This window comes from Agromyces sp. MMS24-JH15 (genome assembly GCF_043518605.1).
GTDB lineage: Bacteria > Actinomycetota > Actinomycetes > Actinomycetales > Microbacteriaceae > Agromyces.
The window spans coordinates 2,723,230-2,747,468 of record NZ_CP171358.1 but is presented as its reverse complement, the minus strand read 5'-3'; the positions used below and the strand labels follow the sequence as shown (position 1 = coordinate 2,747,468).

Here is a 24,239-nt window from a genome sequence, read left to right as displayed (position 1 = left end):
CCTCACAGCTGGCAGTTCGGGCACCGGAAGGTGATCCGCTCCTCGCCGTCGACGCGCCCGAGCTCGCCCCGCTCGATGCGCGTGCCGCAACGCCGGCACGGCTCGCCGGCCCGCCCGTACACCCAGAGCCGTTCGCCGCGGCGATCCACGCCGGTCGTCACGCGCGCGACGCGGTCGCGATTCGCGACGATGAGGCGGCGCGCCAAGTCGACCACGGACGCGGGGTCGGGCACCTCGCCGATGGGGCGGTCGGGCCGGATGCCCCGGAGGAATCCGAGCTCGTTCGCGTAGACGTTGCCGAGGCCCGCGAGGTTCCGCTGGTCGAGCACGGCGACCGCGAACGGGATGCCGGGGTCGGCGATCAGGCGCCGAACCGCCTCCGCCACGTCCCAGTCGGGCCCGAGGAGGTCGGGCCCGAGGTGGCCGACGACCCGGTCCTCCTCGTCGCGCGGGACGACGTCCAGGATGCCGAGCTCGAACCCGACCGCGACCGCGCGCCGCGTCTCGAGCACCGCGCGTGCGAGGTGTGCCGGTCGGCTCCATCGCTCGCCCGGTCGGAACACGCGCCACGAGCCCTCCATCCGCAGGTGGGAGTGGATCGTCGCCTCGCCCGCGCGGATCAGCAGGTGCTTGCCGCGCGCACGGACCTCGTCGACGGTGCGCCCCGCGAGGTCGACCGTCGCGAACGCCGGGACGCGGAAGTCGGTCCGCGTCAGCACCTCGCCCGCGAGCGCCGCCCGCAGACGCGCCGCCGTCTGGAAGACGGTGTCCCCCTCAGGCACGACCCGCCAATCGGAGCCCGCGCGGCGTCTCGCCGAACCCGGCCGCACGCAACGCCGCGCCGAGCGGCGCCCCGAGTACGAACGCACCGTTCGCCGACTCGACCGCGAGGCGCCGCACCCGCCCCGACGTCACGACGCCCGCGAGCGCCGCGGCGGCCCCCGCGAGGACCTCGGCGTCGTCGGAGTACGCGAGCACGGTCTTCCCGCCGCGCTCCACGTAGAGCACCAGGTCGCCGTCGGCGATCACCACGAGCGCGCCGGCCTTCCGGGCCGCCCGGTGCGCGCTCTCCCCCGGCGGATCCGGCCACGCGAGCGCGGCGCCGTACGCGTTCGCGGGATCCGTCGCGGCGAGCACCAGGATCGACGGGGCATCCGTTCGCCGCGCCGCGTCGGTGCGCGCGCGTTCATCCCCGTCGGCGAAGGAACGCAGGCGGTCGACCGCGCCGGGCGCGGCGAACTGGGCGGCGCCGAGCCGTTCGATGAAGTAGCCGCGTCGGGCCCGACCCGACTCCTCGAACCCGCGCAACGTCCGGTACGCGAGCGCGAATCCGCCCACGATTCCCTCGGCGACGGCCGTTCCGCGCGTGACCACGCCGTAGCGATCGAGCAGGGTCTCGCCGAGGGCGTGCGCGCGACGCGTCGCGTCGTCGTCGGCGACGGGGAGGATCGACCATCGGCCCGCGACCGACGGCGGGCCCGTGCGGCTCGGCATCGTGGGCCGCGGCAGGGCGCGGCTGCGGAGCATCCTCGACCGCGGCGCCGATCGAGGCGCGCGGTGCGCACTCCGGCCCCCTGCGATGAGCGCGCGCACCGGCGCGAAGGTGTCGTTCGTGACGAGGCCCGCCCACGCGAGCCCCCACAGCGCCTCGACCAGGTCGGCATCGTCGACCGCCGTGCCCGCGCCGCTCGCGTCGCCGAATCGGCCGAGCGCGTCGGCGAGCTGCCGGAAGAAGAATGCTCCCCCGCCCCCGAGCGCGACGAGCACGTCGCGCTGCAGCGCGGTGGTCTCGACGTCGGCCGATGCGGGCAGGGTGAGCGGGGCGGATTCCGCGAGGTGGAGCGTGATCCAGCCGTCGTCGCCCGCGAGCGCGCCCGCACCCGACCACAGCACCTCGCCGCCCGACATGAGCTCGTCGAGCATCGCCGGGCTGTAGTCGGACACGCGCGCCGGGAGCACGAGCGACTCCCACGCCGACGCGGGCAGCCGTGCGCCCTCGAGCTGCTCGATCGCGCCGAGCACGCCGTCGATGCCCCGCAACGGTCGTCCGACGTGCTGCCACTCGGGCAGGAACCGCGCGAACGCTCGCTGCGGAACGGGCTCGACCTCGTGTCGGAGCGCGGCGAGGGATCGCCGTCGGAGTCGTCGGAGCACCTCGGCGTCGCACCACTCGGGGCCGGTCCCGTGCGGACGGAACTCGCCCTCGACCACGCGCCGTTCGTCGGCGAGCCTGCGGAGGGCTGCGCGCGCGACGGCGACGCCGATGCCGAAGCGGTCGGCGAGCTCCTCCACCGCGAACGGACCGCGGGTCCGCGCGTACCGCGCCACCAGGTCGCCGAGCGGGTCGGCCACGTGCTCGGCGAACGCGACCGCGACGCCGGGCGGGACGGGCACGCCGAGTGCGTCGCGGAGGCGCCCCACGTCCTCGACGGCCGCCACCCGGGTCCGTCCGGCGACGCCGACGCGCACCGCGCGGCGCGACCGGACGAGCTCGGCGACGGCGTCGGCGGCGTCGGTGTCCGGGGTCACGCGTGCCGCGATCTCCTCGTCGAGGAGCGGCCCGAGCCCGGCGAGCAGGTCGGCGACGCCCTCGACCCCGCGCGCCCGGCGATCCTCCGCGGTGCGCTGCAGTTCGCGCTCGGTCTGCTCGATCACGCCCGGATCGAGCAGTTCCCGCAGCTCGACCCGGCCGAGCAGCTCGCCGAGGAGCGCCGAGTCGATCGCGAGCGCCGCGGCGCGTCGTTCGGCGAGCGGCGAGTCGCCTTCGTACATGAACGCACCGACGTACCCGAACAGCAGTGCGCTCGCGAACGGGCTCGGGACCTCGGTCGTCGTCTCCTGCAGCCGGATGCGCCGGCCGTCGATCGCGCGTGCGAGGTCGATGAGTGCGGGCACGTCGTACACGTCCTGCAGCACCTCGCGCACGGTCTCGAGGACGATCGGGAAGGTGGGGAACGCGCTCGCGACCTCGAGCAGCTGCGCGGCGCGCTGTCGCTGCTGCCAGAGGGGCGACCGCCGCCCCGGCCGGTACTGCGGCAGCAGCAGCGCGCGCGCGGCGCATTCGCGGAAGCGGCTCGCGAACAGGGCCGACCCGCTGACCTCCTCGGTCACGAGCTGCTCGAGCTCGTCGGGCTCGAAGACGAACAGGTCGGCGCCCGGCGGGTCCGCACCTGCGTCCGGGATCCGCACGATGATGCCGTCGTCGGCCGCGACCGCGGCGCCGTCGACGCCGTGCCGTTCGCGGACGCGCGCGGCGACCGCGAGCGCCCAAGGTGCGTGCACGGGCATCCCGAACGGCGAATGCAGGATGATCCGCCAGTCGCCGAGCTCGTCGCGCGTGCGCTCGACCACGAGGGTGCGATCGGTCGGCAGGTGTCCGGTCGCCCTGGCCTGGTCCGCGAGGAACGCCAGCAGGTTGGTCGCGGCGCGCTCGTCGAGCCCCGCTGCCGCGAGCCGCTCCCGCGCCTCGCCGTCGGCCGCACCGTTCGTCTCGCGCATGAACGCGCCGAGCGCGCGACCGAGCTCGACGGGCCGACCGAGCGCGTCGCCCTTCCAGAACGGGACCCGGCCGGGCTGCCCGAAGGCCGGCACGACGTTCACCCGGTCGAAGGTGATCTCCTGGATGCGCCAGCTCGTCGTGCCGAGCGCGAAGACGTCTCCGACGCGCGACTCGTAGACCATCTCCTCGTCGAGTTCGCCGACGCGCCGGCCCGCCGTCTCGTCGCCGCCGACGAGGAACACGCCGAACATGCCGCGGTCCGGGATGGTGCCGCCGCTCGTGACCGCGAGCCGCTGCGCACCGGGCCGACCGGTGAGCGTGCCCGCCTCGCGATCCCAGACGAGCCGTGGGCGCAGCTCCCCGAAGCGGTCCGAGGGGTAGCGGCCCGCGAGCAGGTCGAGCGTCGCCTCGAACGCCGACCGCGGCAGCGTCGCGAACGGCGCCGACCGGCGCACGAGCTCGAACCATCCGTCGACGTCGAGCGGGTCGACCGCGGCCGCTGCGACGGTCTGCTGGGCGAGGATGTCGAGCGGATTCGCCGGCACGCGGAGGGTCTCGATCGCGCCGGAGAGCATCCGCTCGGCCGTGACCGCCGCGTGCACGAGGTCGGCACGCTGCTTCGGGTAGACCGCGCCCCTGGACACCTCGCCGACCTGATGGCCGGCACGCCCGAGCCGCTGCAGCCCGCTCGCGACGGACGGCGGGGCCTCGACCTGCACGACGAGGTCGACCGCGCCCATGTCGATGCCGAGCTCGAGGCTCGACGTCGCGACGACGCAGCGCAGTCGGCCGCTCTTCAGGTCGTCCTCGATCTCGGCGCGCTGCTCCTTGCTGACCGACCCGTGGTGCGCGCGTGCGAGCACGGACGGCGCGCCGGCTGTGCTCCCGGACTGCGCCATGACCGCGGCCGGCGGCCCGGCGCTCGCTGCCGCCACCACGAGCGCGTCGCGCTCGGCCGACTCGAGGCTGAGCTCGTTCAACCGAGCCGTCAGCCGTTCGGCGAGCCGGCGCGAGTTCGCGAACACGATCGAGGACCGGTTCTGCATGACCTCGTCGAGGATGGCCTCCTCGACGTGCGGCCAGATCGACCCGGTCGCGTCGTCGCTCGCCGGCAGCTGCGACATGTCCTCGACCGGGACGACGACCCGCAGGTCGAACCGCTTCTCGGTCGGCGGCGCGACCACCTGCACGGGTGCGCTCGCGCACAGGAAGCGCGCGACCTCCTCGACCGGGCGGACGGTCGCCGACAGGCCGATGCGTTGCGCGGGCTTCGGGAGGAGGGCGTCGAGTCGTTCGAGCGACACCGCCAGGTGTGCGCCGCGCTTGGTGCCCGCGACGGCGTGGATCTCGTCCACGATGACGGTCTCGACCGTTCGGAGCGTGTCACGCGCCTGCGAGGTCAGCATGAGGAACAGCGACTCCGGCGTCGTGATGAGGATGTCGGGAGGCGTTCGCAGCAGCGCCCGGCGCTCACCCGACGGCGTGTCGCCCGAGCGGACGCCGACGCTCACGTGCGGGGGTTCGACGCCGAGCCGCTCCGAGACCCGGGCGATCCCGGTGAGGGGTGCACGCAGGTTCCGCTCGACGTCGACACCGAGCGCCTTCAACGGCGAGAGGTACAGGACCCGGGTGCCGGGCTCGGTCGGCGGCGGCTCGGCGTGCAGTCGATCGATCGCCGACAGGAACGCCGAGAGCGTCTTGCCCGAGCCCGTCGGCGCGACCACGAGCGCGTGCGCTCCGCTGCCGATCGCGGTCCACGCGGCGCCCTGCACGGCCGTCGGCGCGTGGAACGCCTCGGCGAACCACGCGCGCGTGGGTTCGGAGAACGCGTCGAGCGGACTGCCCATCCCCCCATCCTGCCGCGATCCGCCGACAACGCGTCGGCCGATCCGCCGGCGACGCCGGCCCGCGGGTCCCGGCCGCGAGCCCCGGCCCCAGCCCCGCCCGCGCCCGGGCGTCAGCCGCGCGCCGCGAGTTCCGCGCGCACGCGTTCGACGGCGTCGATCGTGCGGCTCACCGCCGTGGCATCCGTGCCCCGATTGCTCACCGCGAACCGGACGACCGCGCGATCGTGCCAGCGCGAGGGCGACGCCCAGACCACGCCGTCGGCGAGCAGTCCGTCGGCGAGCGCGGTGGTCCGCTCGTCGCCCTCGGCGGCGACGCACACCTGCGTGAAGGCCACGTCGTTCACCACCTCGAGCCCCGGCACGCGGGCGAGCCCGTCGGCCAGACCGCGCGCGGCCGCCGCGAGCCCGTCGACGAGGTCCGCGACCCCGCTCCGCCCGAGCGACCGGAGCGTCGCCCAGACCGGGATGCCGCGTGCCCGCCGGGAGAGCTCGGGCGTGTGGTCGTAGGGGTCGGCGACGGCACCGGGCAGCGGGAGGTACGCCGCGTGCGCGCCGAGCGCGGACGTCATCGCGGTCTCGTCGGCGACGATCGCGATGCCGCAGTCGTACGGCACGTTGAGCGTCTTGTGCGCGTCGGTCGCCCACGAATCCGCCGCCTCGTAGCCGGCGACCAGGTGCCGGAGCGACGGGCTCGCGCCGGCCCACAGCCCGAACGCGCCGTCGACGTGCACCCACGCGCCCGCGTCGTGCGCGATCGCGATCGCCGCACGGAAGTCGTCGAAGGCGCCCGAGTGCACGTCGCCCGCCTGCAGCGCGACGATGGCCGGCCCCTCGCCCTCGGCGAGCGCACGTGCGAGCCCGTCGACGTCGATGCGCCCCTCGTGGTCGGCGCCGACGGTGCGCGGCGCACCCAGCCCGGCCATCCGCCCGGCCAGCACCATCGAACTGTGCACCGAATCCCCCGCGAGGAACCGCACGCGCGGCGCGCCGTGCAGCCCGTCGCGCTCGACATCCCACCCCGCACGGCGCAGCACGTGGCCGCGCGCGGCGAGGACGCACGAGAGGTTCGCGGTGGTGCCGCCCGTGACGAAGCCGACGCCGCTTGCCGCCGGCAGCCCGAGCACGTCGAGCAGCCATCGCGCCGCCAGTTCCTCGACCGCGGCGGCACCGGGCGTCGGGAGGCGCGATCCCGTGTTCTGGTCCCACGCCGAGACGAGCCAGTCGGCGCCGAGCGCGGCCGGATGGATTCCGCCGATCACGAAGCCGTAGAAGCGGGGCGACGACATGGCGATGAGCCCGGGTTCGATGGCCTCGGCGAGCGCGTCGACGACGTCGGCGGGGTCGCGGCCTTCGTCGGCGAGCTCGACGCCGAGCGCCGCCTGGACCTCCTCGGGCGTCGCCGACGCGGCGATCGGCCGTTCGGCGACCGAGTTCAACCACTCGCGCGCGTGCCGGTCGGCGATCGTCAGGACCTCGGTGTACTCGTCATCGGGCATCGTGGGCTCCCTCGCACCGTTCGTCCCCCATCATCCGCCGCTGGCGCGAGCACGGCAACGGATGCCTCAGCCCGCGATCAGCCGCACCGTGAGCGAGTCGACCGCGGTCGCGATGACGTCGTCGGCCGCCCAGCGTCGCGCGAGGCGCGCGGTGATCGCGTCCAGCTCCTCGCGCGTGAGGCCGGCGACGAGCCGGAGCCGGACGACGAGTTCGGGGCCCGCGAGCCGCGCGTCGGGGTCGCCGCCGAGCAGGTCGACGCCGAGGACCGCGAGCTCGGAGTCGACGGACCGCGCGAACGCCGCCACGACCTCGTCGGACTCGAACGGCGGGCGCCACGGACGGGACTGCGCGACCGACCAGACGGCCGGGCGCCGCAGCACGAACTCGCCGGTCGACCCCGGATCGAGCACCACGAGGTCCGTGCCGTCGTCGGCGGCCGCGAGCGCGACGCGGATCCCGTCGGCGGGCACCGGGCGGGCGGACGGATTCCACGCCGACATCGCGGCGACCGACGAGAACACGGGCAGCACGCGGCGCCCGTCCGGGCCGGCGACCGTGACGATCGAGAGCTCCTGGCTCTTGTCGACCGCGAGCCCGTGCGCGCCCGTCTCCGCGCCTCCGGCGCCGAGTTCGGCGAGCAGCGGGATCAGCAGCCGGGCGGCCGAGAACGCCGCGACGACGTCCGCCTGCCCGCCGTCGCCCGAACGGAATCGGGCGATCGCCGCGGCAAGCTCGGGCGGCGCGCTCCCGTCGTCCGCGGCGTGCGGATTCGCCTCGAACGCCCGACCCGCCCAGGGCCGGCCGGCCGAGTCCGCGGCGGGGCCCGGGTGGTCGCCGGCGCTCAGCGGGCGTGCGGCGTGCGTGGACGGACGATCCGGGTCATCCACCGGCTCGTTCGCAGCGTCAGTGGGACGCGACATCCAGCGCCTCGGCGAGCGTGAACGCGCCCGCGTACAGCGCCTTGCCCACGATGGCGCCCTCGAGGCCCAGCGGCACCAGTTCGCGCAGCGCCGCGATGTCGTCGAGGCTCGAGATGCCGCCGGAAGCCACGACCGGGCGGTGCGTGCGCTCCATCACCTGGCGGAGCAGGTCGACGTTCGGGCCCTGCAGGGTGCCGTCCTTCGTGACGTCGGTGACGACGTAGCGCGCGGCCCCGGCCTCCTCGAGGCGGTCCATGACGGTCCAGAGGTCGCCGCCCTCCTTGGTCCAGCCGCGCGCCGCGAGCGTCGTGCCGCGCACGTCGAGGCCGACCGCGATCGCCTCGCCGTACTGCGCGATGACCGAGGCGGCCCATTCGGGGTTCTCGAGGGCCGCGGTACCGAGGTTGATCCGCTTCGCCCCGATCTCGAGCGCGTGCTCGAGCGAGGCGTCGTCGCGGATGCCTCCGGAGAGCTCGACGTTCACTCCGCGGACCTGCCGGATGACCTTCTTCAGGATGCCGGCGTTCGAGCCCCGGCCGAAGGCGGCGTCGAGGTCGACGAGGTGGATCCACTCGGCGCCCTGGTCGGCCCAGTCGACGGCCGCGTCGACGGGGTCCCCGTAGTTGGTCTCGGTGCCGGCCTCGCCCTTCGTCAGGCGGACGGCCTTGCCCTCGGCCACGTCGACCGCCGGCAGGAGCACCAGGCGGGGGGTCTTGTTGAACTCGCTCATCACTGTCCTCGGTTGTGGGCCGCTCACGCGGCACTCGGCACAGTCACAACATCGTAGTCCGGTCGCGGTGGTGCCGTTTCCCACGCCGACGCGCGGCGTCAGCCGAGGGATCCCAGCCAGTTCGAGAGCAGGCGGATGCCCGCGTCCGCGGACTTCTCTGGGTGGAACTGCGTCGCGGACAGCGGCCCGTTCTCGACCGCGGCGAGGAAGGGGCCGCCGTAGTCGGCCCACGTGAGCCTCGGCGCGGGGAACGGCGGCATGACCTCGAGGGACCAGTCCTGGGCGCCGTACGAGTGCACGAAGTAGAAGCGCTCGTCCTCGATGCCGTCGAACAGGACCGACCCCGCGTCGGAACGCACCGTGTTCCAGCCCATGTGCGGGAGCACCGGGTTCGCGAGCTCGGTGACCGTGCCCGGCCACTCGCCGAGCCCCTCGGTGTCGACACCGCGCTCGACGCCGTGTTCGAAGAGCACCTGCATGCCGACGCAGACGCCGAGCACGGGGCGCCCGCCGGCGAGCCGCCGGTCGATGATCTCGTCGCCGCGAACAGCGCGGAGCTGCGCCATGACGGCCGCGAACGCGCCGACCCCGGGGACGAGGAGCCCGTCGGCCTCGAGCGCCGCCGTGCGGTCACTCGTCAGCTCGACGTCGGCGCCCGCGCGCTCGAGCGCCTTCGCAGCCGAGTGCACGTTGCCCGAGCCGTAGTCGAGCACGACCACCGACGGCCGAGCGCTCACAGGGCGCCCTTGGTCGACGGGATGCCCCGCACGAGCGGGTCGAGCGCCTTGGCCTGGCGGAACGCGCGCGCGAACGCCTTGAACTCCGCCTCCGCGATGTGGTGCGGGTCGCGACCGCCGAGCACCGTGACGTGCACGGTCAGCGCGGCGTTGAACGTGATCGCCTCGAACACGTGGCGCACCATGGACCCGGTGAAGTGCCCGCCGATCAGGTGGTACTCGAACCCGGCCGGCTCGCCCGAGTGCACGAGGTACGGGCGGCCCGAGATGTCCACGACGGCCTGCGCGAGGGCCTCGTCGAGCGGCACGAGCGCGTCGCCGTAGCGGGAGATCCCGTGCTTGTCGCCGAGCGCCTCGCGGATGGCCTTGCCGAGCACGATGCCCACGTCCTCGACCGTGTGGTGGACGTCGATCTCGATGTCGCCGCGCGCGCGAACCGTGAGGTCCGTCAGCGAGTGCTTCGCGAACGCCGTGAGCAGGTGGTCGTAGAACGGGACGCCCGTCTCGATGTCGCTCGTGCCGGTGCCGTCGAGGTCGACCGTGAGGTCGATGCTCGACTCGCTCGTCTCGCGCTGGACGCGCGCGACCCGCCGGTCGCTCGGGGAGGTCATGCTTCGATCCTATTCGGCGCGAATGCGGCCATCGCCTCGAGGAAGGCGGTCGTCTCGGTCTCGGTGCCCGCGGTCACGCGGAGGCTGCCGGGCAGCCCGACGTCGCGGATGAGGATGCCCCGGGCCAGCAGCGCCTCGAACGTCGCGTGCGGGTCCTCGACGCCGCCGAAGAGCACGAAGTTCGCGCCGCTGCGGTACGGCCGGAATCCGAGCCGCTCGAGCTCGGCGGAGATCCGCTCGCGCTGCCCGCGGATCTCGTCGACCATCGCGAGCATCTCGCGAGCGTGCGCGAGCGCGCCGAGGGCCGCCGCCTGCGTGATCGCGGAGAGGTGGTACGGCAGGCGGACGAGCCGGAGCGCGTCGACCAGCGCGGGGTCGGCGGCGAGGTAGCCCACCCGCGCTCCCGCGAACGCGAACGCCTTGCTCATGGTGCGCGAGATCGCGAGCCTGGGGCGACCGGCGAGCAGCGTGAGCGCGCTCTCGCTGCCGGGATCGGCGAACTCGATGTACGCCTCGTCGACGACCACGATGCCGCGCGCGGCGTCGGCGACCGCGCGCACGGTCTCGAGCGACAGCGGGGTGCCGGTCGGGTTGTTCGGCGCGCAGAGCAGCACGATGTCGGGGTCGTGCTCGCGCACGGCGGCCACGGCCGTCTCGGGCGAGAGTTCGAACGCCTCGTCCCGGCCGGCAGTCACCCACGCGGTCCCGGTGCCCGCGGCCAGCAGCCCGTACATGGAATAGGTCGGCGCGAAGCCCAGCGCCGTCCGACCCGGCCCGCCGAACGCCTGCAGGACGTGCTGGAGGACCTCGTTCGACCCGTTCGCCGCCCACACCTGCTCGGGCCGGACCCCGTGTCCCAGGTAGCCGGCCAGGGCGGTCCGGAGCTCGGTGAACTCGCGATCGGGGTAGCGGTTCACGCCGATGACGGCCGCCGCGACGCGGGCGACGATGTCGTGGGCGACGACCTCGGGGATCGGATGCGTGTTCTCGTTGACGTTGAGCGCGACGGGCACGACCGCCTGCGGGGCGCCGTACGGCGTCTTCCCGCGGAGGTCCGCACGGATGGGGAGGTCTTCGAGGTGCGTCACCCGAACATGCTAACGGCGGCACCGGGCGGCCGAGTCGCGGCGGTCACGCGCCGACGCGCGCTGCGCCGCCCGCTCGAGGCACTGCGCAGGTCGCTCGAGGCAACGCGGCGCTCAGTCGAGGTTCGGCAGGGCGAGCTGCTGTCCCGGCTCGATGACCGAGCTCTCGAGCCCGTTGAGCCGGAGGATCTGGATGATGACGTCACGAGGATCGCGCGTGGGCGCCAGCTCGCTCGCGAGCTCCCACAGCGTGTCGTCGGGGCCGACCGTCACGATCGTGAACTGCTCGCGCGCCGAGGACGCGCCGTTCCCGGCCGCCGCGGGACCGGCCCCGAGGACGAGGCCGAACACCAACGCGATCAGCGGGAGCGCCCCGGCCACCGTGAACACCACCCGGCCCCGACGGGTCAGCCGCAGTCGGGTGCGAGCGGGGGATGCCGCCTGCGGGCGCGAGGCGTCCGCCTCGGACGGGAACCCTCGACCGAAGTCGATCGCGACGACGCTGCTCACGGTTGCCTCCCCTTCCCCCGACCTTGCGGTCGATGAGCCGGATCCTGACGAAGACGAGTCGCGCCCGGCGCTCGGCCGGGAGCACCGGGCGCGAAACTCTGTTCCGAATGTATCTTCGAATGTTTGAATTCGCAAGGCCCCCATCACCCCCCTGTTCGACGGACGATTCCGCGACACGCTCGAACAGATGTTTGCCGGTACGCAGCGCACTGGATACAGTTTCGAACGTCGACGACAGTCGAACACCGACCACCGACATCCGGTCGCGGGGCGGCCGCAGCGAGGGGCGAGACAACGTGACTGATCAGGTCCGGGCAGCAGACGAGACCGGTCGCCGACGGCGCCGGCGGAACCTGAGCCCGAAGCAGGTCGCGATCCTCGAGGTCATCCAGCGCTCGGTCGCGTCCAGGGGCTACCCGCCGAGCATGCGCGAGATCGGCGACGGCGTCGGGCTCTCGTCGCTCTCGAGCGTGACCCACCAGCTCAACCAGCTCGAGCTCGCCGGCTACATCCGGCGCGACCCCAATCGGCCCCGCGCGCTCGAGGTGCTGATCGAGCTCCCGACCGTCGAGGGCCGGTCCGACTCGGGCAGCGCGACCCCGGTGGGCGACGCGGCGATGGTCCCGCTCGTCGGCCGCATCGCCGCCGGCATCCCGATCACGGCCGAGCAGCAGGTCGAGGAGGTGTTCCCCCTCCCCCGACAGCTCGTCGGCAAGGGCGAGCTGTTCATCCTCAAGGTCGTGGGCGACTCGATGGTCGACGCGGCCATCTGCGACGGCGACTGGGTCGTCGTCCGGTCCCAGCCCACCGCGGAGAACGGCGAGATCGTCGCGGCGATGCTCGACGGCGAGGCCACGGTGAAGGTGCTCCGTCGCCGCGACGGCCACACCTGGCTGCTCCCCCGCAACACCGCGTTCGAGCCGATCCTCGGCGACCAGGCCGACGTGCTCGGCAAGGTCGTCGCGGTCCTCCGGGCGGTCTAGGCCACGACGGCGCCCACGGCGCCGAGCTCCTGGGCGGCGGCCGGGTGGGCCGGCACGGCGTATTGCGCCGTCAGCCAGTCGACCACCGCGCTCATGAAGCCCTGGTGGTCGTCGCGGAACACCGTGTGCCCGGTCCCCGGCAGGGCCAGGACCTCCATGCCCGTCCGACGCATGGCGGTCGCCGCCGCCGCGGTGATCAGCAGGCTCTTCTCCGCGAGCACCACGAGGCTCGGCGCGACGAGCCGCTGCGGCGGCACCAGGCGACGGCTGTCGGCCAGGCCCAGGATGGTCCGCTTGTCCCAGTCGCGCAGGGTCGCCAGCTCGATCTCGACGTCGTCGGCATGCCACCGCGGGTTCATCTTGACGAGCGCGCCGCGGCGCGGGCGCGGTGCCACCGCGAAGAAGGCCTTCATCGCGAAGCCCTTCACGCCCGACGGGAACCCGAACGCCGGGTCCACGTAGATCGCCGCGCGCGGCGCGAGCCGATCGCCGACGAGGCTCGCGACGAGCGCCCCGAGCGAATGCCCCATGACCACGTCCGGCGGGCCGTCGAGCAGCGGGCCGACGGTCTCGACGACGTCGTCCGCCCAGGCGCCGGGCGAGTACCGCCGCGCCCTCGGGCTCAGGCCGTGCCCGGCGAGGTCGACCGCGATCACGCGGAAGCCGTGCGCCTCCAGCTCGGCCGTCACGCGATGCCACGCGCGCGAATCGGACATGATCCCGTGCACGAGCACGGCGGTCCTGGGCCCCTGCCCGGACTCCCTCACGGCGAGCTGCATGGCGCGAACCTACCGGCCGCGCCTGTGCGCCGACACGGATGAAGCTGGGCGGATGCTCCGAGCCGGAGCATCCGCCCGACGCATCAGCCGGCCGTCTCGACCGCCGCGAGCCGCTCGCGCACCGCGTGGGCCGCCTCGAGCAGGTGCTCGAGCGACGCGACGGTCTCGTCGTACCCGCGCGTCTTCAACCCGCAGTCGGGGTTCACCCAGAGCCGGTCCGCCGGGATCGCCGCGGCGGCGCGCTCGAGGAGCGAACCGAGCTCCTCGACGCTCGGCACGCGCGGCGAGTGGATGTCGTACACGCCCGGGCCGATGCCGTGCGAGAAGCCGCTCGCCGCGACGTCGTCGACGACCTCCATCCGGCTCCGCGCGGCCTCGATGCTCGTGACATCCGCATCGAGATCGCGGATCGCGTCGATGACGACGCCGAACTCGGAGTAGCAGAGGTGCGTGTGGACCTGCGTCCCCGCGGCCGCGCCGCCCGTCGCGAGCCGGAACGCGCCGACCGACCAGTCGAGGTAGCCGGCCTGGTCGACGAGCTTCAGCGGCAGGAGCTCGCGGAGCGCGGGCTCGTCGACCTGGATGATGCGGATCGCCGCGGCCTCGAGGTCGGCGACCTCGTCGCGGAGCGCGAGCGCGACCTGGCGCGCGGTGTCCCCGAGCGGCTGGTCGTCGCGCACGAACGACCACGCGAGGATCGTCACGGGCCCGGTGAGCATGCCCTTCACGGGCTTGCCCGTGAGCGACTGGGCGAACGCCGACCACGACGTCGTCATCGGCGCCGGCCGCGACACGTCGCCCCAGAGGATCGAGGGGCGCGTGCACCGCGAGCCGTACGACTGCACCCAGCCGTGCTCGGTCACCGCGAAGCCGTCGAGCAGCTCGGCGAAGTACTGCACCATGTCGTTGCGCTCGGGCTCGCCGTGCACGAGGACGTCGAGCCCGAGCCGCTCCTGCAACCGGATGACCCGCTCGATCTCGTCGCGCATCTCGGCGAGGTATCCGGCCTGCTCGAGCTCGCCCGTCGCGAGCCGCGCGCGGGCGCGACGGATCTCGGACGTCTGCGGGAACGACCCGATCGTGGTCGTCGGCAGCGGCGGCAGCGCGAGGTCGGCCTGCGCCGCCACTCGCTGCGGGTACGGCACGCGGACGGCGTCGCCGTCGCGCAGCGCGCCGAGCCGGTCGCGCACCGACGGGACCTGCACGCCCGGCGCGGACGCGCGATCCCGCAGGGACTCGGATGCCGCGTCGAGGACGTCGGCGATCGCGTCGCGACCCTCGACCAGGCCCCGCGCGAGCGCCGCGACCTGGGCGGTCTTCTGGTCGGCGAACGCGAGCCAGCCCGCGAGTCGCGCGTCGAGGCCCGACTCGTCGTCGACGTCGTGCGGCACGTGAAGGAGCGAGGTCGAGGTCGAGACCGCCACGCTGCCCGACCACGACCGCAGCGCCTCGGCGTGGGCGAACGCGCGCTCGAGGTCGCCGCGCCAGACGTTGTGCCCGTCGACGACGCCCGCCACCAGCGTCTTGCCGGCCAGGCCCTCCTCGGTCGCCGGGTCGAGCGCGCCCGGCAGCGAACCGCGCACGAGGTCGAGGCCGATCGCCTCGACCGGCGTCGCGGCGAGCACCGCGAGCGCGTCGTCGAGGTCGCCGTAGGGCGCCGCGACGAAGATCGCGGGCCGGTCGTCGCGCGCCCCGAGGTCGTCGTAGGCGGCCGCCGCGGAGGCCAGCAACCGGCCGCGGTCGTCGGGCAGGCTCTCGCTCACGAGCGCCGGCTCGTCGAGCTGGACCCAGGCGGCGCCCGCGTCGGCGAGCTCGGCGAGCAGCGCCGCGTAGACCGGCAGGAGATCGGCGAGGCGATCGATCGGGCGGAAGTCCGCGGGTGCGCCCTCGGCCGGCTTCGCGAGCGCGAGCAGGGTGACCGGGCCCACGAGCGTGGGGCGGGTGAGATATCCGTCGGCGCGCGCCTCGCGGACGAGGTCGGCGATGCGCCCGCCGTTCGCCGAGAACACGGTGTCGGGCCCGATCTCGGGGACGAGGTAGTGGTAGTTCGAGTCGAACCACTTCGTCATCTCCAGCGGGGCATCCGCGCCGTCGCCGCGAGCGATCGTGAACTCGGCGTCCAGGTCGAACCCGCCGTCGGCGCCGCGGAGCCGCTCGAAGCGAGCCGGCACCGCGCCCACGGCGAGCGCCGCGTCCAGCACGTGGTCGTAGTACGAGGACGACTCGGGGATCGACGAGTCCTCGCGACCGAGTCCGAGCGCGGCCAGGCGCCCGCGGGTCGCCGCCCGCAGCCCGGCTGCTCGCGCCTCGAGCTCGGCACGGTCGATGCGACCGGCCCAGTAGGCCTCGACGGCGCGCTTCAGCTCGCGGCGGCGCCCGATGCGGGGGTAGCCGAGGATCGTGCCGGTGGGAAAACTCGCGTGGTGGGCGGTCATGGCTCCTGGTGGTTCCTCTCAGTGGACTGGGCGATGCCGAGGCCGACGCGCTCGAGCACGGCGAGCACGGCCTCGTGGTGGTTGAACGTGTAGAGGTGGACGCCGGGCGCGCCGCCGTCGAGCACCTGCTCGACGAGTCGCGCGGCGAACTCGACGCCGAGCTCGATCTGCGCGTGCCGGCTGGGCTCGAGCTCGAACCCCATCGCGAGCTCGAGCGGCGGCTCGACGCCCGTGAGCTCGGTGAGCCGGGCGAGCCTGGCCGGGACGGTCACCGGCATGATGCCGGGCAGGATCGGCATGGTGACGCCGGCCGCGCGCGCCCGGTCGACGAGGTCGAAGTAGTCCGCCGCATCCCAGAACAGCTGCGTGATCGCGAGGTTCGATCCGGCCGCCTCCTTGGCGAGCAGCGTGTCGATGTCCTGCTGCGGCGTGCGCGAGCGAGGATGCCCGTTCGGGAACGCGGCGACCGCGACCCTCGCCGTCCGCCGGTCCGACGTGATGCGTCGCGCGTCGGGTGCGCCCGGCACCTGCGCCTGCCCGAACGGCTCGCGTTCCTCGTTCACGCGGTGGATGAGCTGCACGAGTTCCGCGGCGGTCTCGATGTCGCCGATCCCGGCGTCCGGGTCCGCGCCCTCGGGCGGGTCGCCGCGCAGCGCGAGGAAGCTCGTGATGCCGGCGTCGAGGAACTGGCGGACCAGCGCGTTCGCCTCGCCGTACGAGGACCCGACGCACGTGAGGTGCGCCATCGGCTCCACGTCGGTGTGCTCGAGCAGGTACTTGAGCACCGTGAGCGAGCGGTCGCGGGTCGAACCGCCGGCCCCGTAGGTCACCGAGATGAACGCCGGATCCACCTCGGCGAGGCGATCGATGGTGCGCCCGAGCGCGATCGCCGCGGCGTCCGTGCGCGGCGGGAACAGCTCGAACGAGACGGACGGACGGACTGCGCCGTCGCGCTGGGATGCAGGGCCTGACATTCCACTCCTCGAGGAGTCGCATCAGGCGGGGCCACGGCTGCCGCGGACCCGCGCCGACTCGGCGGGGTTGTCGCGGGCGGGTGCCGGGCTCGGCGGTCGCTCCAGGCTGCGGGCATGGACCCGCCGCCGACGATCAGGTGCGACGATACTCCGTCGGGGTCGCCGCCGTCAGGGTGTGTCCGCGTGTGACGCGTCCGGGGGGTCAGGCCACGACGGCGGCGGAGAACTCCGAGAGCTGCGCCGCGCGCTCGGGCGACGCGAGGGCCCGGATGCGGGTGCCCTCCTCCACGTACTCGACCGAGAGCACGCGGCCCGACTCGTGCAGCGCCGAGACCACGTCGCCGCGGTCGTAGGGCACGAGCAGGTCGATCTCGACCGCGGGGTCCGGGAGCATCCGCCCGATGGCCTCGAGCACCTCGGCGACGCCCTCGCCCGTGCGCGCGGACGCGAACACGGCGCCGGGCTCGAGCCCGCGGAGCACGAGCCGGTCCTCGGGGGTCACGAGGTCGGCCTTGTTGAACACGATGAGCTCGGGGATGTCCCGGGCGCCCACCTCGCCGATGACGTCCCGCACGGTGGCGATCTGACCGGCCGGGTCGGGATGCGCCGCATCGACGACGTGCACGATCAGGTCGGCGTCGCCGACCTCCTCGAGGGTCGACCGGAACGCCTCGACGAGCTGGTGCGGCAGGTTCCGCACGAACCCGACGGTGTCGGCGATCGTGTAGACCCGGCCGTCGGCCGTCGTGTTGCGGCGCACGGTCGCGTCGAGGGTCGCGAACAGGGCGTTCTCGACGAGGACGCCCGCGCCCGTGATGCGGTTGAGCAGGCTCGACTTGCCCGCGTTCGTGTAGCCGGCGATCGCGACGGACGGCACGGCGTTGCGCTTGCGGTTCGCACGCTTGGCGTCGCGCGCGGGCTTCATGCCGACGATCTGCTTGCGCAGCTTCGCCATGCGCGTGTGGATGCGCCGGCGATCGAGCTCGATCTTCGTCTCACCCGGGCCGCGGGAGCCCATGCCTGCGCCGGCGGAGCCGACCTGGCCACCCGCCTGGCGGCTCATCGACTCGCCCCAGCCGCGCAGGCGCGGCAGCAGGTACTCGAGCTGGGCGAGCTCGACCTGCGCCTTGCCCTCGCGGCTCTTGGCGTGCTGGCTGAAGATGTCGAGGATCACCGCGGTCCGGTCGATGACCTTCACCTTGACCGCATCCTCGAGGGCTCGGCGCTGGCTCGGGGCGAGCTCGGTGTCGGCGACGACCGTGTCGGCGCCGACCGCGGCGACGATGTGCCGGAGCTCCTCGACCTTGCCGCGGCCGAGGTACGTGCTGGGGTCGGGATGCGGGCGACGCTGCAGGACGCCGTCGAGCACGCGGGCACCGGCGGTCTCCGCGAGCGCGGAGAGCTCGCGGAGCGAGTTCTCGGCATCGTCGAGCGAACCCTGCGAGTAGACGCCGATGAGCACGACGTTCTCGAGCCGGAGCTGGCGGTACTCGACCTCGGTGACGTCCTCGAGCTCGGTCGACAGGCCGCCGACGCGGCGCAGCGCCGCCCGGTCCTCGCGTTCGAACTGCTCGCCGTCGGTCGACTGCCACGCCGTGGCATCCACGTCGGTGCGCTGGATCGAGGTCGCGCCGTCGGCGCCGAACCGGGAGATCCCGGCGCGCGCGTCGCCGCTTCGCAGCGCTCGGTCGATGGCGTCGTCGCGCTCGGATCCGGCTTCATTCATCGTGTCAACCCTACTTCCGTTTCCTGGGATAGGTTCGCCGTATGCCCCAGGAGCACTACTTCTCCTCGAGCCCCGCGTCGCCCGAGGCGCTGCGCACGATCCGCGTCCGCCTCGCCGGCCGCGACCTCGAGGTCTTCACCGCACCGGCCGTGTTCAGCCCGGACCACGTCGACGGCGGCACCGCGGTCCTCCTGGACACCGTGCCCGAGGTGCCCGCCACCGGTCACCTGCTCGACGTCGGCTGCGGCTGGGGACCGGTCGCGCTGAGCCTCGCGCTCGAGTCCCCGGATGCCACGGTCTGGGCGGTCGACGTGAACGAGCGCGCCCTCGACCTGGTGCGCCGCAACGCCGCACGGCTCGGCCTCGGCAACGTCAACGCCGTCCTGCCCGAGGATGTTCCCGCCGACGTCCGGTTCGACGCGATCTGCTCGAACCCGCCGATCCGCGTCGGCAAGGACGTCCTGCACGGGATCCTCCGCACCTGGCTGCCGCGGCTCGCCGACGGGGCATCCGGATGGCTCGTGGTCCAGAAGCACCTCGGAGCCGACTCGCTGCAGAAGTGGCTCGCCGCGGAGTTCGCCGACGGCTTCGAGGTCCTCCGAGCCGAGACCTCGAAGGGGTTCCGCGTGATCGAGGTCAGGCGAGGCTGAGCACGCCGTCGTAGACGAGCTCCGCGGGGCCCGAGAGCGACACGTGCTCGCCGTCGTCGGCCCGGTGCATCCGGACGCCCAGCACGCCGCCGGGCACCTGCACGCGCCAGTCGTCGGGCGCGTTCGCGCCGGCCCAGTACCGAACCGCGAGCGCCGAGGCGACCGCGCCGGTGCCGCACGACAGGGTCTCGCCGCTGCCGCGCTCGTGCACGCGCATCCGGATGCGGCCGACGCCGTCCTCGACGAGCGGCTCTGCCGGGACCACGAACTCGATGTTCGCGCCGGCCTCCGGCGCCGGGTCGAGCACGGGCTGGTACCCGAGGTCGAGCGATTCGAGCTCCGAGTCGTCGGCGAGCGCGACGACCACGTGCGGGTTCCCGACGTCGATCCCGAGCCCGGGGCGCGCGACCGGCAGCGCCCTGGCCCGCACGAGCGGTTCCCCGCCGTCCAGGCGCCACACGCCGAGGTCGGCCTGGAAGCCGTTGGTCGCGCGGGTCACCCGGCGGACGCCCGCTCGCGTGCCGATCGCGATCGTGCCGCCGGGCGGCAGTTCGGCCAGGCCCTGGTCGAGCAGGTACGCCACGTAGACGCGGATCCCGTTGCCGCACATCTCCGAGACCGTGCCGTCCGAGTTCCAGTAGTCCATGAACCACGTCGCCTCCGGGTCCTCCGCGAGCGCGTCGGCGCCCGCCTCGAGGTTGCGGGACCGCACGGCGCGGATGACCCCGTCGGCGCCGACGCCGAAGCGGCGGTCGCACACGGCGGCGATCTGGGTGGGGGTCAGCTCGGTGTCGCCGTCGGGGTCGGAGAAGAGCACGAAGTCGTTGCCGGTGCCCTGCCCCTTGGTGAACCGGAGATCGAAGGACATGCGGTTCAGTCTAGGGCGGCCTGGCGGACGAGTTCGGCGGCCCGGGCGTCGGCGTCGTCGGCATCGACGACCGCGGCGTCGTATCGCTTGAACCAGCTCACCTGGCGGCGCGCGTAGACCCGGGTCAGCTGCTGGGTCTCGGCGATCGCGTCGGCCTCGGACATCCGGCCGTCGAGCTGCGCGAGCGCCTGCTGGTACCCGATCGCCCGACGTGCGGTGACGCCGCGTTCGATGCCGGCGGGCACGAGCCCGCGGACCTCCTCGACGAGCCCGTCGCGCCACATGCCGTGCACGCGCGCGTCGAGGCGCTCGACGAGTCGGGCGCGGTCGCTGCGGAGGTGCACGATCCGGTGCGGTCGCCACGGGATCGGCCGGTCCGGGAGCCGCGCGGCCTTCGACTCGCCCGTGACCTCGATGACCTCGAGCGCCCGCACGATCCTCCGCCCGTTCTGCGCGTCGACCGCGGCCGCCGTCTCGGCGTCGATCGCGCGCAACCGGGCGTGCAGCAGGCCGGGCCCGAGCTCGGCGAGCTCGGACTCGAGACGCGCGCGGATCTCCGGATCCGTGCCGGGGAACCGGAAGTCGTGGATGACCCCCGACACGTACAGTCCCGAGCCGCCGACGAGCAGGGCGACGTCGCCCCGTTCCACGATCCGGTCGATCGCGGTGCGCGCCTCCGGCTGGTAGCGCGCGACGGACGCCTCCTCGGTGACGTCGAGCACGTCGAGCAGGTGATGCGGGATGTCCCGGCGCTCCCCCGTTCCGAGCTTCGCGGTCCCGATGTCCATGCCCCGGTACAGCTGCATGGCGTCGGCGTTCACGACCTCGGCCCGACGCCCGCGGCGCGCGAACGCCTCGGCGAGGTCGAGCGCGAACGCCGACTTGCCCGTGCCCGTGGCACCGACGATCGCGATGAGGCTCACGTGCGGCGTTCGGTCAACGCTCGGCGTCGCTCGAGTCGTAGATCGGCATCGTGCCGACGCCGGGCGAGACGAGCGGCTCGCGGGCGATCCGGAGGCTGGGCAAACCCAGCGAGACGCGACCGGGCGCAGCGGATGCCCCCGGCTCCGCCGGTACGCCGCAGCTCTCGGCCTGCCCGCGGTCCCACGCATCGCCCGCGCGCGTGCGCCGGACGACGAGCGGTGCGCCGTCGGCGGAGTCGGCGAGCAGGTGGAACGGGGCCGCCTGCGTCACGACGACCGTCACGACGTCGCCCGGTCGCGGGACGGGCGAACCCTCCGGGACCTCGAAGTGCACCAGGCGGCTGTCCTCGGCGCGACCGCTCATGCGGTGCGTCTCAGCGTCCTTCTTTCCCTCGCCCGTCGCGACGAGCAGCTGCACCTCGCGGCCGACGACCCGCTGGTTCTCCTCCCAGGAGATCCGCTCCTGCAGCGCGATGAGCCGCTCGTAGCGCTCCTGCACGACCTCCTTGGGGACCTGGTCCTCCATGGTCGCGGCGGGCGTGCCCGGGCGGATCGAGTACTGGAACGTGAACGCCGAGGCGAAGCGCGCGGCCTCGACGACCCGCATGGTTTCGAGGAAGTCCTCCTCGGTCTCACCGGGGAATCCGACGATGATGTCCGTCGAGATCGCCGCGTTCGGGATCTTCGCGCGGACGCGGTCGAGGATCCCGAGGAACTTCTCCGAGCGGTACGAGCGGCGCATCGCCTTGAGGATCCGGTCCGAGCCGGACTGCAGCGGCATGTGCAGCTGCGGCATGACGCTCGGTGTCTCCGCCATGGCGTCGATGACGTCGTCGGTGAACGCCGCGGGATGCGGGCTCGTGAAGCGGATGCGCTCGAGGCCCTCGATCGCTCCTGCGGCCCGGAGGAGCTTTCCGAAGGCCTGCCGGTCGCCGAACTCGACGCCGTACGAGTTCACGTTCTGGCCGAGGAGCGTCACCTCGATCGCCCCGTCGTCGACGAGCGCCTGCACCTCGGCGAGGATCTCGCCGGGACGACGGTCCTTCTCCTTGCCGCGGAGCGCGGGGACGATGCAGAACGTGCAGGTGTTGTTGCAGCCGACCGAGATCGAGACCCAGCCGCTGTACGTCGAGTCGCGCTTCGTGGGCAGGGTCGACGGGAAGACCTCGAGCGCGTCGAGGATCTCGAGCTGCGCCTCCTCGTTGTGCCGCGCGCGGTCGAGCAGGCTCGGCAGCGAGCCCATGTTGTGCGTGCCGAAGACGACGTCGACCCACGGCGCCTTCTCGAGGATGACGTTCTTGTCCTTCTGGGCGAGGCAGCCGCCGACGGCGATCTGCATGCCCTCGTGCCGACGCTTCACGCCCGCGAGGTGGCCGAGGTTGCCGTAGAGCTTGTTGTCGGCGTTCTCGCGCACCGCGCACGTGTTGATCACGACGACGTCGGGCTCCGCGCCGTCGGCGGGCACGTAGCCGGCCGCCTCGAGCGACCCGGCGAGGCGCTCGGAGTCGTGGACGTTCATCTGGCAGCCGAAGGTGCGCACCTCGTAGGTGCGCGGCGCGGGCGCGGCGACATCGGCCGGCGAGGCCTCTCGAAGGGTGCTCATGATGACCACCAGTCTACGAGGGGTGCTGCTGCAAGGCCGCCGTGACCGCCGCGCGAACCACGTCCCCCGGGTATCCCCGCCGCTGCAGGAATGCGCTCAGCCGACGCTCGGCGACGGAGCGATCGAGTCCGCCGAGCTGGCGCGCCCGGCGTTCGGCCACCGCGGTCGCGTTCGACAGTTCGTCGTCGGGATCGACCTCCGCGAGCGCCGCCTGCGCCACCTCGGGACGGATGCCGCGGCGGCCGAGCTCGGCGACCACCGCCGCGCTCCCCCGGCCGCGCCGCGAGGTGTGCACGTGCACGACGTGCTCGGCGAGTCGGGCGTCGTCGAGGTACCCGAGACGCTCGTAGCGCTCGATCCACTCCTCGACCTCGCCGTCGTCGAGTCCGTGCTCCACGAGCACGGCACGCACCTCAGCGATCGACAGCGACGAACGTCGGAGCCGGTTCACGACCAGGCGGTCGATCCGGGCGTCCCGTTCCACGCCGTCGTCGCCCGCATCGGCAGCCGACGTCGCATCGACCGCATCTGCGGCCTCATCCGCGGCCCCATCCGCGACCCAGGGGAGGTACGAGACCGGGGCGAGCCGGTCCTCCGGCTCGCGTGCCGACGATCGATCCTGCATCGTGCTCCTTCCCCAGCGGTCGTCTGCGGTGCCCGATCGGTCCGGCCGATGCCCCCCACCGGCCGGACCGACACGGGTGCTCAGGCGCCGCGCCGCTTCGCCTCGATCGACTCGACCTTCGCCGGGGCAGCCGGCGCGGGCGCCGCCGCCGCCGCCGCTCCGATGCCGAGCTTCGCGAGGATCTTGTGCTCGATGTCCGCGGCGATGTCGGGGTTCTGCAGCAGGAAGTTGCGTGCGTTCTCCTTGCCCTGACCGAGCTGATCGCCGTCGTACGTGTACCAGGCGCCCGACTTCTTCACGATGGCCTGGTCGACGCCGTAGTCGATGAGCGAACCCTCGCGCGAGATGCCGACGCCGTAGAGGATGTCGAACTCGGCCTGCTTGAAGGGCGGCGCCATCTTGTTCTTGACGACCTTCACGCGGGTCCGGTTGCCGACCGCCTCGGTGCCGTCCTTCAGGGTCTCGATCCGGCGGATGTCGAGTCGCACGGAGGCGTAGAACTTCAGCGCCTTGCCGCCCGCGGTGGTCTCGGGGCTGCCGAAGAACACGCCGATCTTCTCGCGCAGCTGGTTGATGAAGATCATCGTGGTGTTGGTCTGGTTGAGACCACCCGTGAGCTTGCGGAGCGCCTGCGACATCAGGCGCGCCTGGAGGCCGACGTGCGAGTCGCCCATCTCGCCCTCGATCTCGGCCCGCGGCACGAGCGCCGCGACCGAGTCGATGACGACGAGGTCGATCGACCCGGACCGCACGAGCATGTCGGCGATCTCGAGCGCCTGCTCGCCCGTGTCGGGCTGCGAGACCAGGAGCGAGTCGATGTCGACGCCGAGCTTCTTCGCGTAGTCGGGGTCGAGCGCGTGCTCCGCGTCGATGAACGCGGCGATGCCGCCCGCGCGCTGCACGTTCGCGATCGCGTGCAGCGTGAGCGTCGTCTTGCCGGAGGACTCCGGACCGTAGATCTCGACGATGCGTCCGCGCGGGAGCCCGCCGACGCCGAGCGCGACATCGAGGGCGATGGAACCGGTGGGGATGACCTCGACGCGCGCGCGCTCCTCGCTGCCCAGGCGCATGACGGAGCCCTTGCCGAACTGGCGGTCGATCTGGGCGAGTGCGGTTTCGAGGGCCTTCTCGCGGTCGGCTGGTGATGGCATCTGTGGACTCCTTCGATCTCGATGGCTGCTGCCTATGGGCTGTCGCTCCACGCACCAAGCCGTGACCCGGCACGTCTTGCGACAAG

General features: G+C 73.4%; 20 protein-coding genes. 2 read left to right on the top strand and 18 right to left on the bottom strand.

Annotated elements, in window-relative coordinates; translation table 11 throughout:
* Window positions 1–2: 2 nt before the first annotated feature.
* From ACDF64_RS12475 to ACDF64_RS12435, 9 genes are all read right to left on the bottom strand, one after another.
* Window positions 3–782 carry a DNA-formamidopyrimidine glycosylase family protein gene (locus tag ACDF64_RS12475; RefSeq protein WP_394551678.1) on the bottom strand — a complete coding sequence of 260 codons (780 nt, stop codon included), beginning with the start codon at window positions 780–782 and terminating at the stop codon, window positions 3–5.
* Window positions 775–5,346 carry an ATP-dependent helicase gene (locus ACDF64_RS12470; RefSeq protein ID WP_394551677.1) on the bottom strand — a complete coding sequence of 1,524 codons (4,572 nt, stop codon included), beginning with the start codon at window positions 5,344–5,346 and terminating at the stop codon, window positions 775–777. The genes ACDF64_RS12475 and ACDF64_RS12470 overlap by 8 nt, the downstream gene beginning before the upstream one ends.
* A 110-nt stretch (window positions 5,347–5,456) precedes the next feature.
* The gene (locus tag ACDF64_RS12465; protein ID WP_394551676.1) at window positions 5,457–6,842 is read right to left on the bottom strand and encodes a pyridoxal phosphate-dependent decarboxylase family protein; all 1,386 of its coding nucleotides are present in this window, start codon (window positions 6,840–6,842) and stop codon (window positions 5,457–5,459) included.
* A 66-nt stretch (window positions 6,843–6,908) separates the two neighbouring features.
* Window positions 6,909–7,763 (bottom strand): SseB family protein, encoded by an 855-nt coding sequence (locus ACDF64_RS12460; protein WP_394551675.1) that lies wholly within the window; start codon window positions 7,761–7,763, stop codon window positions 6,909–6,911.
* Complete coding sequence (priA, locus tag ACDF64_RS12455) at window positions 7,747–8,493, bottom strand: bifunctional 1-(5-phosphoribosyl)-5-((5-phosphoribosylamino)methylideneamino)imidazole-4-carboxamide isomerase/phosphoribosylanthranilate isomerase PriA (protein WP_394551674.1); 747 nt, start codon at window positions 8,491–8,493, stop codon at window positions 7,747–7,749. Before priA ends, ACDF64_RS12460 begins: the two co-directional genes overlap by 17 nt.
* 98 nt (window positions 8,494–8,591) lie before the next feature.
* A complete protein-coding gene (gene hisH, locus ACDF64_RS12450) occupies window positions 8,592–9,230 on the bottom strand; it encodes an imidazole glycerol phosphate synthase subunit HisH (protein ID WP_394551673.1) in 639 nt (212 codons plus the stop codon).
* Window positions 9,227–9,841, bottom strand: coding sequence for an imidazoleglycerol-phosphate dehydratase HisB (hisB, locus tag ACDF64_RS12445; protein ID WP_394551672.1), 615 nt, complete (start codon window positions 9,839–9,841; stop codon window positions 9,227–9,229). The genes hisH and hisB overlap by 4 nt, the downstream gene beginning before the upstream one ends.
* Window positions 9,838–10,929: a histidinol-phosphate transaminase gene (locus tag ACDF64_RS12440; protein ID WP_394551671.1), complete on the bottom strand. Its 1,092-nt coding sequence runs from the start codon at window positions 10,927–10,929 to the stop codon at window positions 9,838–9,840. Before ACDF64_RS12440 ends, hisB begins: the two co-directional genes overlap by 4 nt.
* A 111-nt stretch (window positions 10,930–11,040) precedes the next feature.
* Window positions 11,041–11,436, bottom strand: a complete 396-nt coding sequence (locus tag ACDF64_RS12435) for a LysM peptidoglycan-binding domain-containing protein (RefSeq protein ID WP_394551670.1) — start codon at window positions 11,434–11,436, stop codon at window positions 11,041–11,043.
* A gap of 296 nt (window positions 11,437–11,732) precedes the next feature.
* On the opposite strand from ACDF64_RS12435, the gene lexA reads away from it, so the two are divergent.
* A complete protein-coding gene (lexA, locus tag ACDF64_RS12430; RefSeq protein WP_394551669.1) occupies window positions 11,733–12,419 on the top strand; it encodes a transcriptional repressor LexA in 687 nt (228 codons plus the stop codon).
* Here lexA and ACDF64_RS12425 read toward each other — a convergent pair.
* The 4 genes from ACDF64_RS12425 to hflX all read right to left on the bottom strand — a co-directional run bounded on the left by ACDF64_RS12425 (window position 12,416) and on the right by hflX (window position 18,333).
* Complete coding sequence (locus tag ACDF64_RS12425; protein WP_394551668.1) at window positions 12,416–13,198, bottom strand: alpha/beta fold hydrolase; 783 nt, start codon at window positions 13,196–13,198, stop codon at window positions 12,416–12,418. The two genes, lexA and ACDF64_RS12425, sit on opposite strands and share 4 nt — an antisense overlap.
* Before the next feature lie 83 nt (window positions 13,199–13,281).
* Window positions 13,282–15,633: a 5-methyltetrahydropteroyltriglutamate--homocysteine S-methyltransferase gene (metE, locus tag ACDF64_RS12420; protein WP_394551667.1), complete on the bottom strand. Its 2,352-nt coding sequence runs from the start codon at window positions 15,631–15,633 to the stop codon at window positions 13,282–13,284.
* Complete coding sequence (locus ACDF64_RS12415; RefSeq protein WP_394551666.1) at window positions 15,630–16,607, bottom strand: methylenetetrahydrofolate reductase; 978 nt, start codon at window positions 16,605–16,607, stop codon at window positions 15,630–15,632. Before ACDF64_RS12415 ends, metE begins: the two co-directional genes overlap by 4 nt.
* A gap of 202 nt (window positions 16,608–16,809) precedes the next feature.
* Window positions 16,810–18,333 (bottom strand): GTPase HflX, encoded by a 1,524-nt coding sequence (gene hflX, locus ACDF64_RS12410; RefSeq protein WP_394551665.1) that lies wholly within the window; start codon window positions 18,331–18,333, stop codon window positions 16,810–16,812.
* Between the two features lie 41 nt (window positions 18,334–18,374).
* Here hflX and ACDF64_RS12405 point away from each other — a divergent pair, with 41 nt between their 5' ends.
* Complete coding sequence (locus tag ACDF64_RS12405) at window positions 18,375–18,983, top strand: class I SAM-dependent methyltransferase (RefSeq protein ID WP_394551664.1); 609 nt, start codon at window positions 18,375–18,377, stop codon at window positions 18,981–18,983.
* Here the strand turns inward: ACDF64_RS12405 and dapF are convergent.
* The 5 genes from dapF to recA form a co-directional block, all read right to left on the bottom strand.
* Window positions 18,970–19,851 (bottom strand): diaminopimelate epimerase, encoded by an 882-nt coding sequence (dapF, locus tag ACDF64_RS12400; protein WP_394551663.1) that lies wholly within the window; start codon window positions 19,849–19,851, stop codon window positions 18,970–18,972. The genes ACDF64_RS12405 and dapF overlap by 14 nt on opposite strands.
* A 5-nt stretch (window positions 19,852–19,856) precedes the next feature.
* Window positions 19,857–20,774 (bottom strand): tRNA (adenosine(37)-N6)-dimethylallyltransferase MiaA, encoded by a 918-nt coding sequence (miaA, locus tag ACDF64_RS12395; protein ID WP_394551662.1) that lies wholly within the window; start codon window positions 20,772–20,774, stop codon window positions 19,857–19,859.
* Between the two features lie 13 nt (window positions 20,775–20,787).
* Complete coding sequence (miaB, locus tag ACDF64_RS12390) at window positions 20,788–22,377, bottom strand: tRNA (N6-isopentenyl adenosine(37)-C2)-methylthiotransferase MiaB (RefSeq protein WP_394551661.1); 1,590 nt, start codon at window positions 22,375–22,377, stop codon at window positions 20,788–20,790.
* Window positions 22,378–22,390: 13 nt separating this feature from the next.
* Window positions 22,391–23,002, bottom strand: coding sequence for a regulatory protein RecX (locus ACDF64_RS12385; RefSeq protein ID WP_394551660.1), 612 nt, complete (start codon window positions 23,000–23,002; stop codon window positions 22,391–22,393).
* 80 nt (window positions 23,003–23,082) lie between these two features.
* The gene (recA, locus tag ACDF64_RS12380) at window positions 23,083–24,153 is read right to left on the bottom strand and encodes a recombinase RecA (protein ID WP_394551659.1); all 1,071 of its coding nucleotides are present in this window, start codon (window positions 24,151–24,153) and stop codon (window positions 23,083–23,085) included.
* Window positions 24,154–24,239 lie beyond the last annotated feature (86 nt).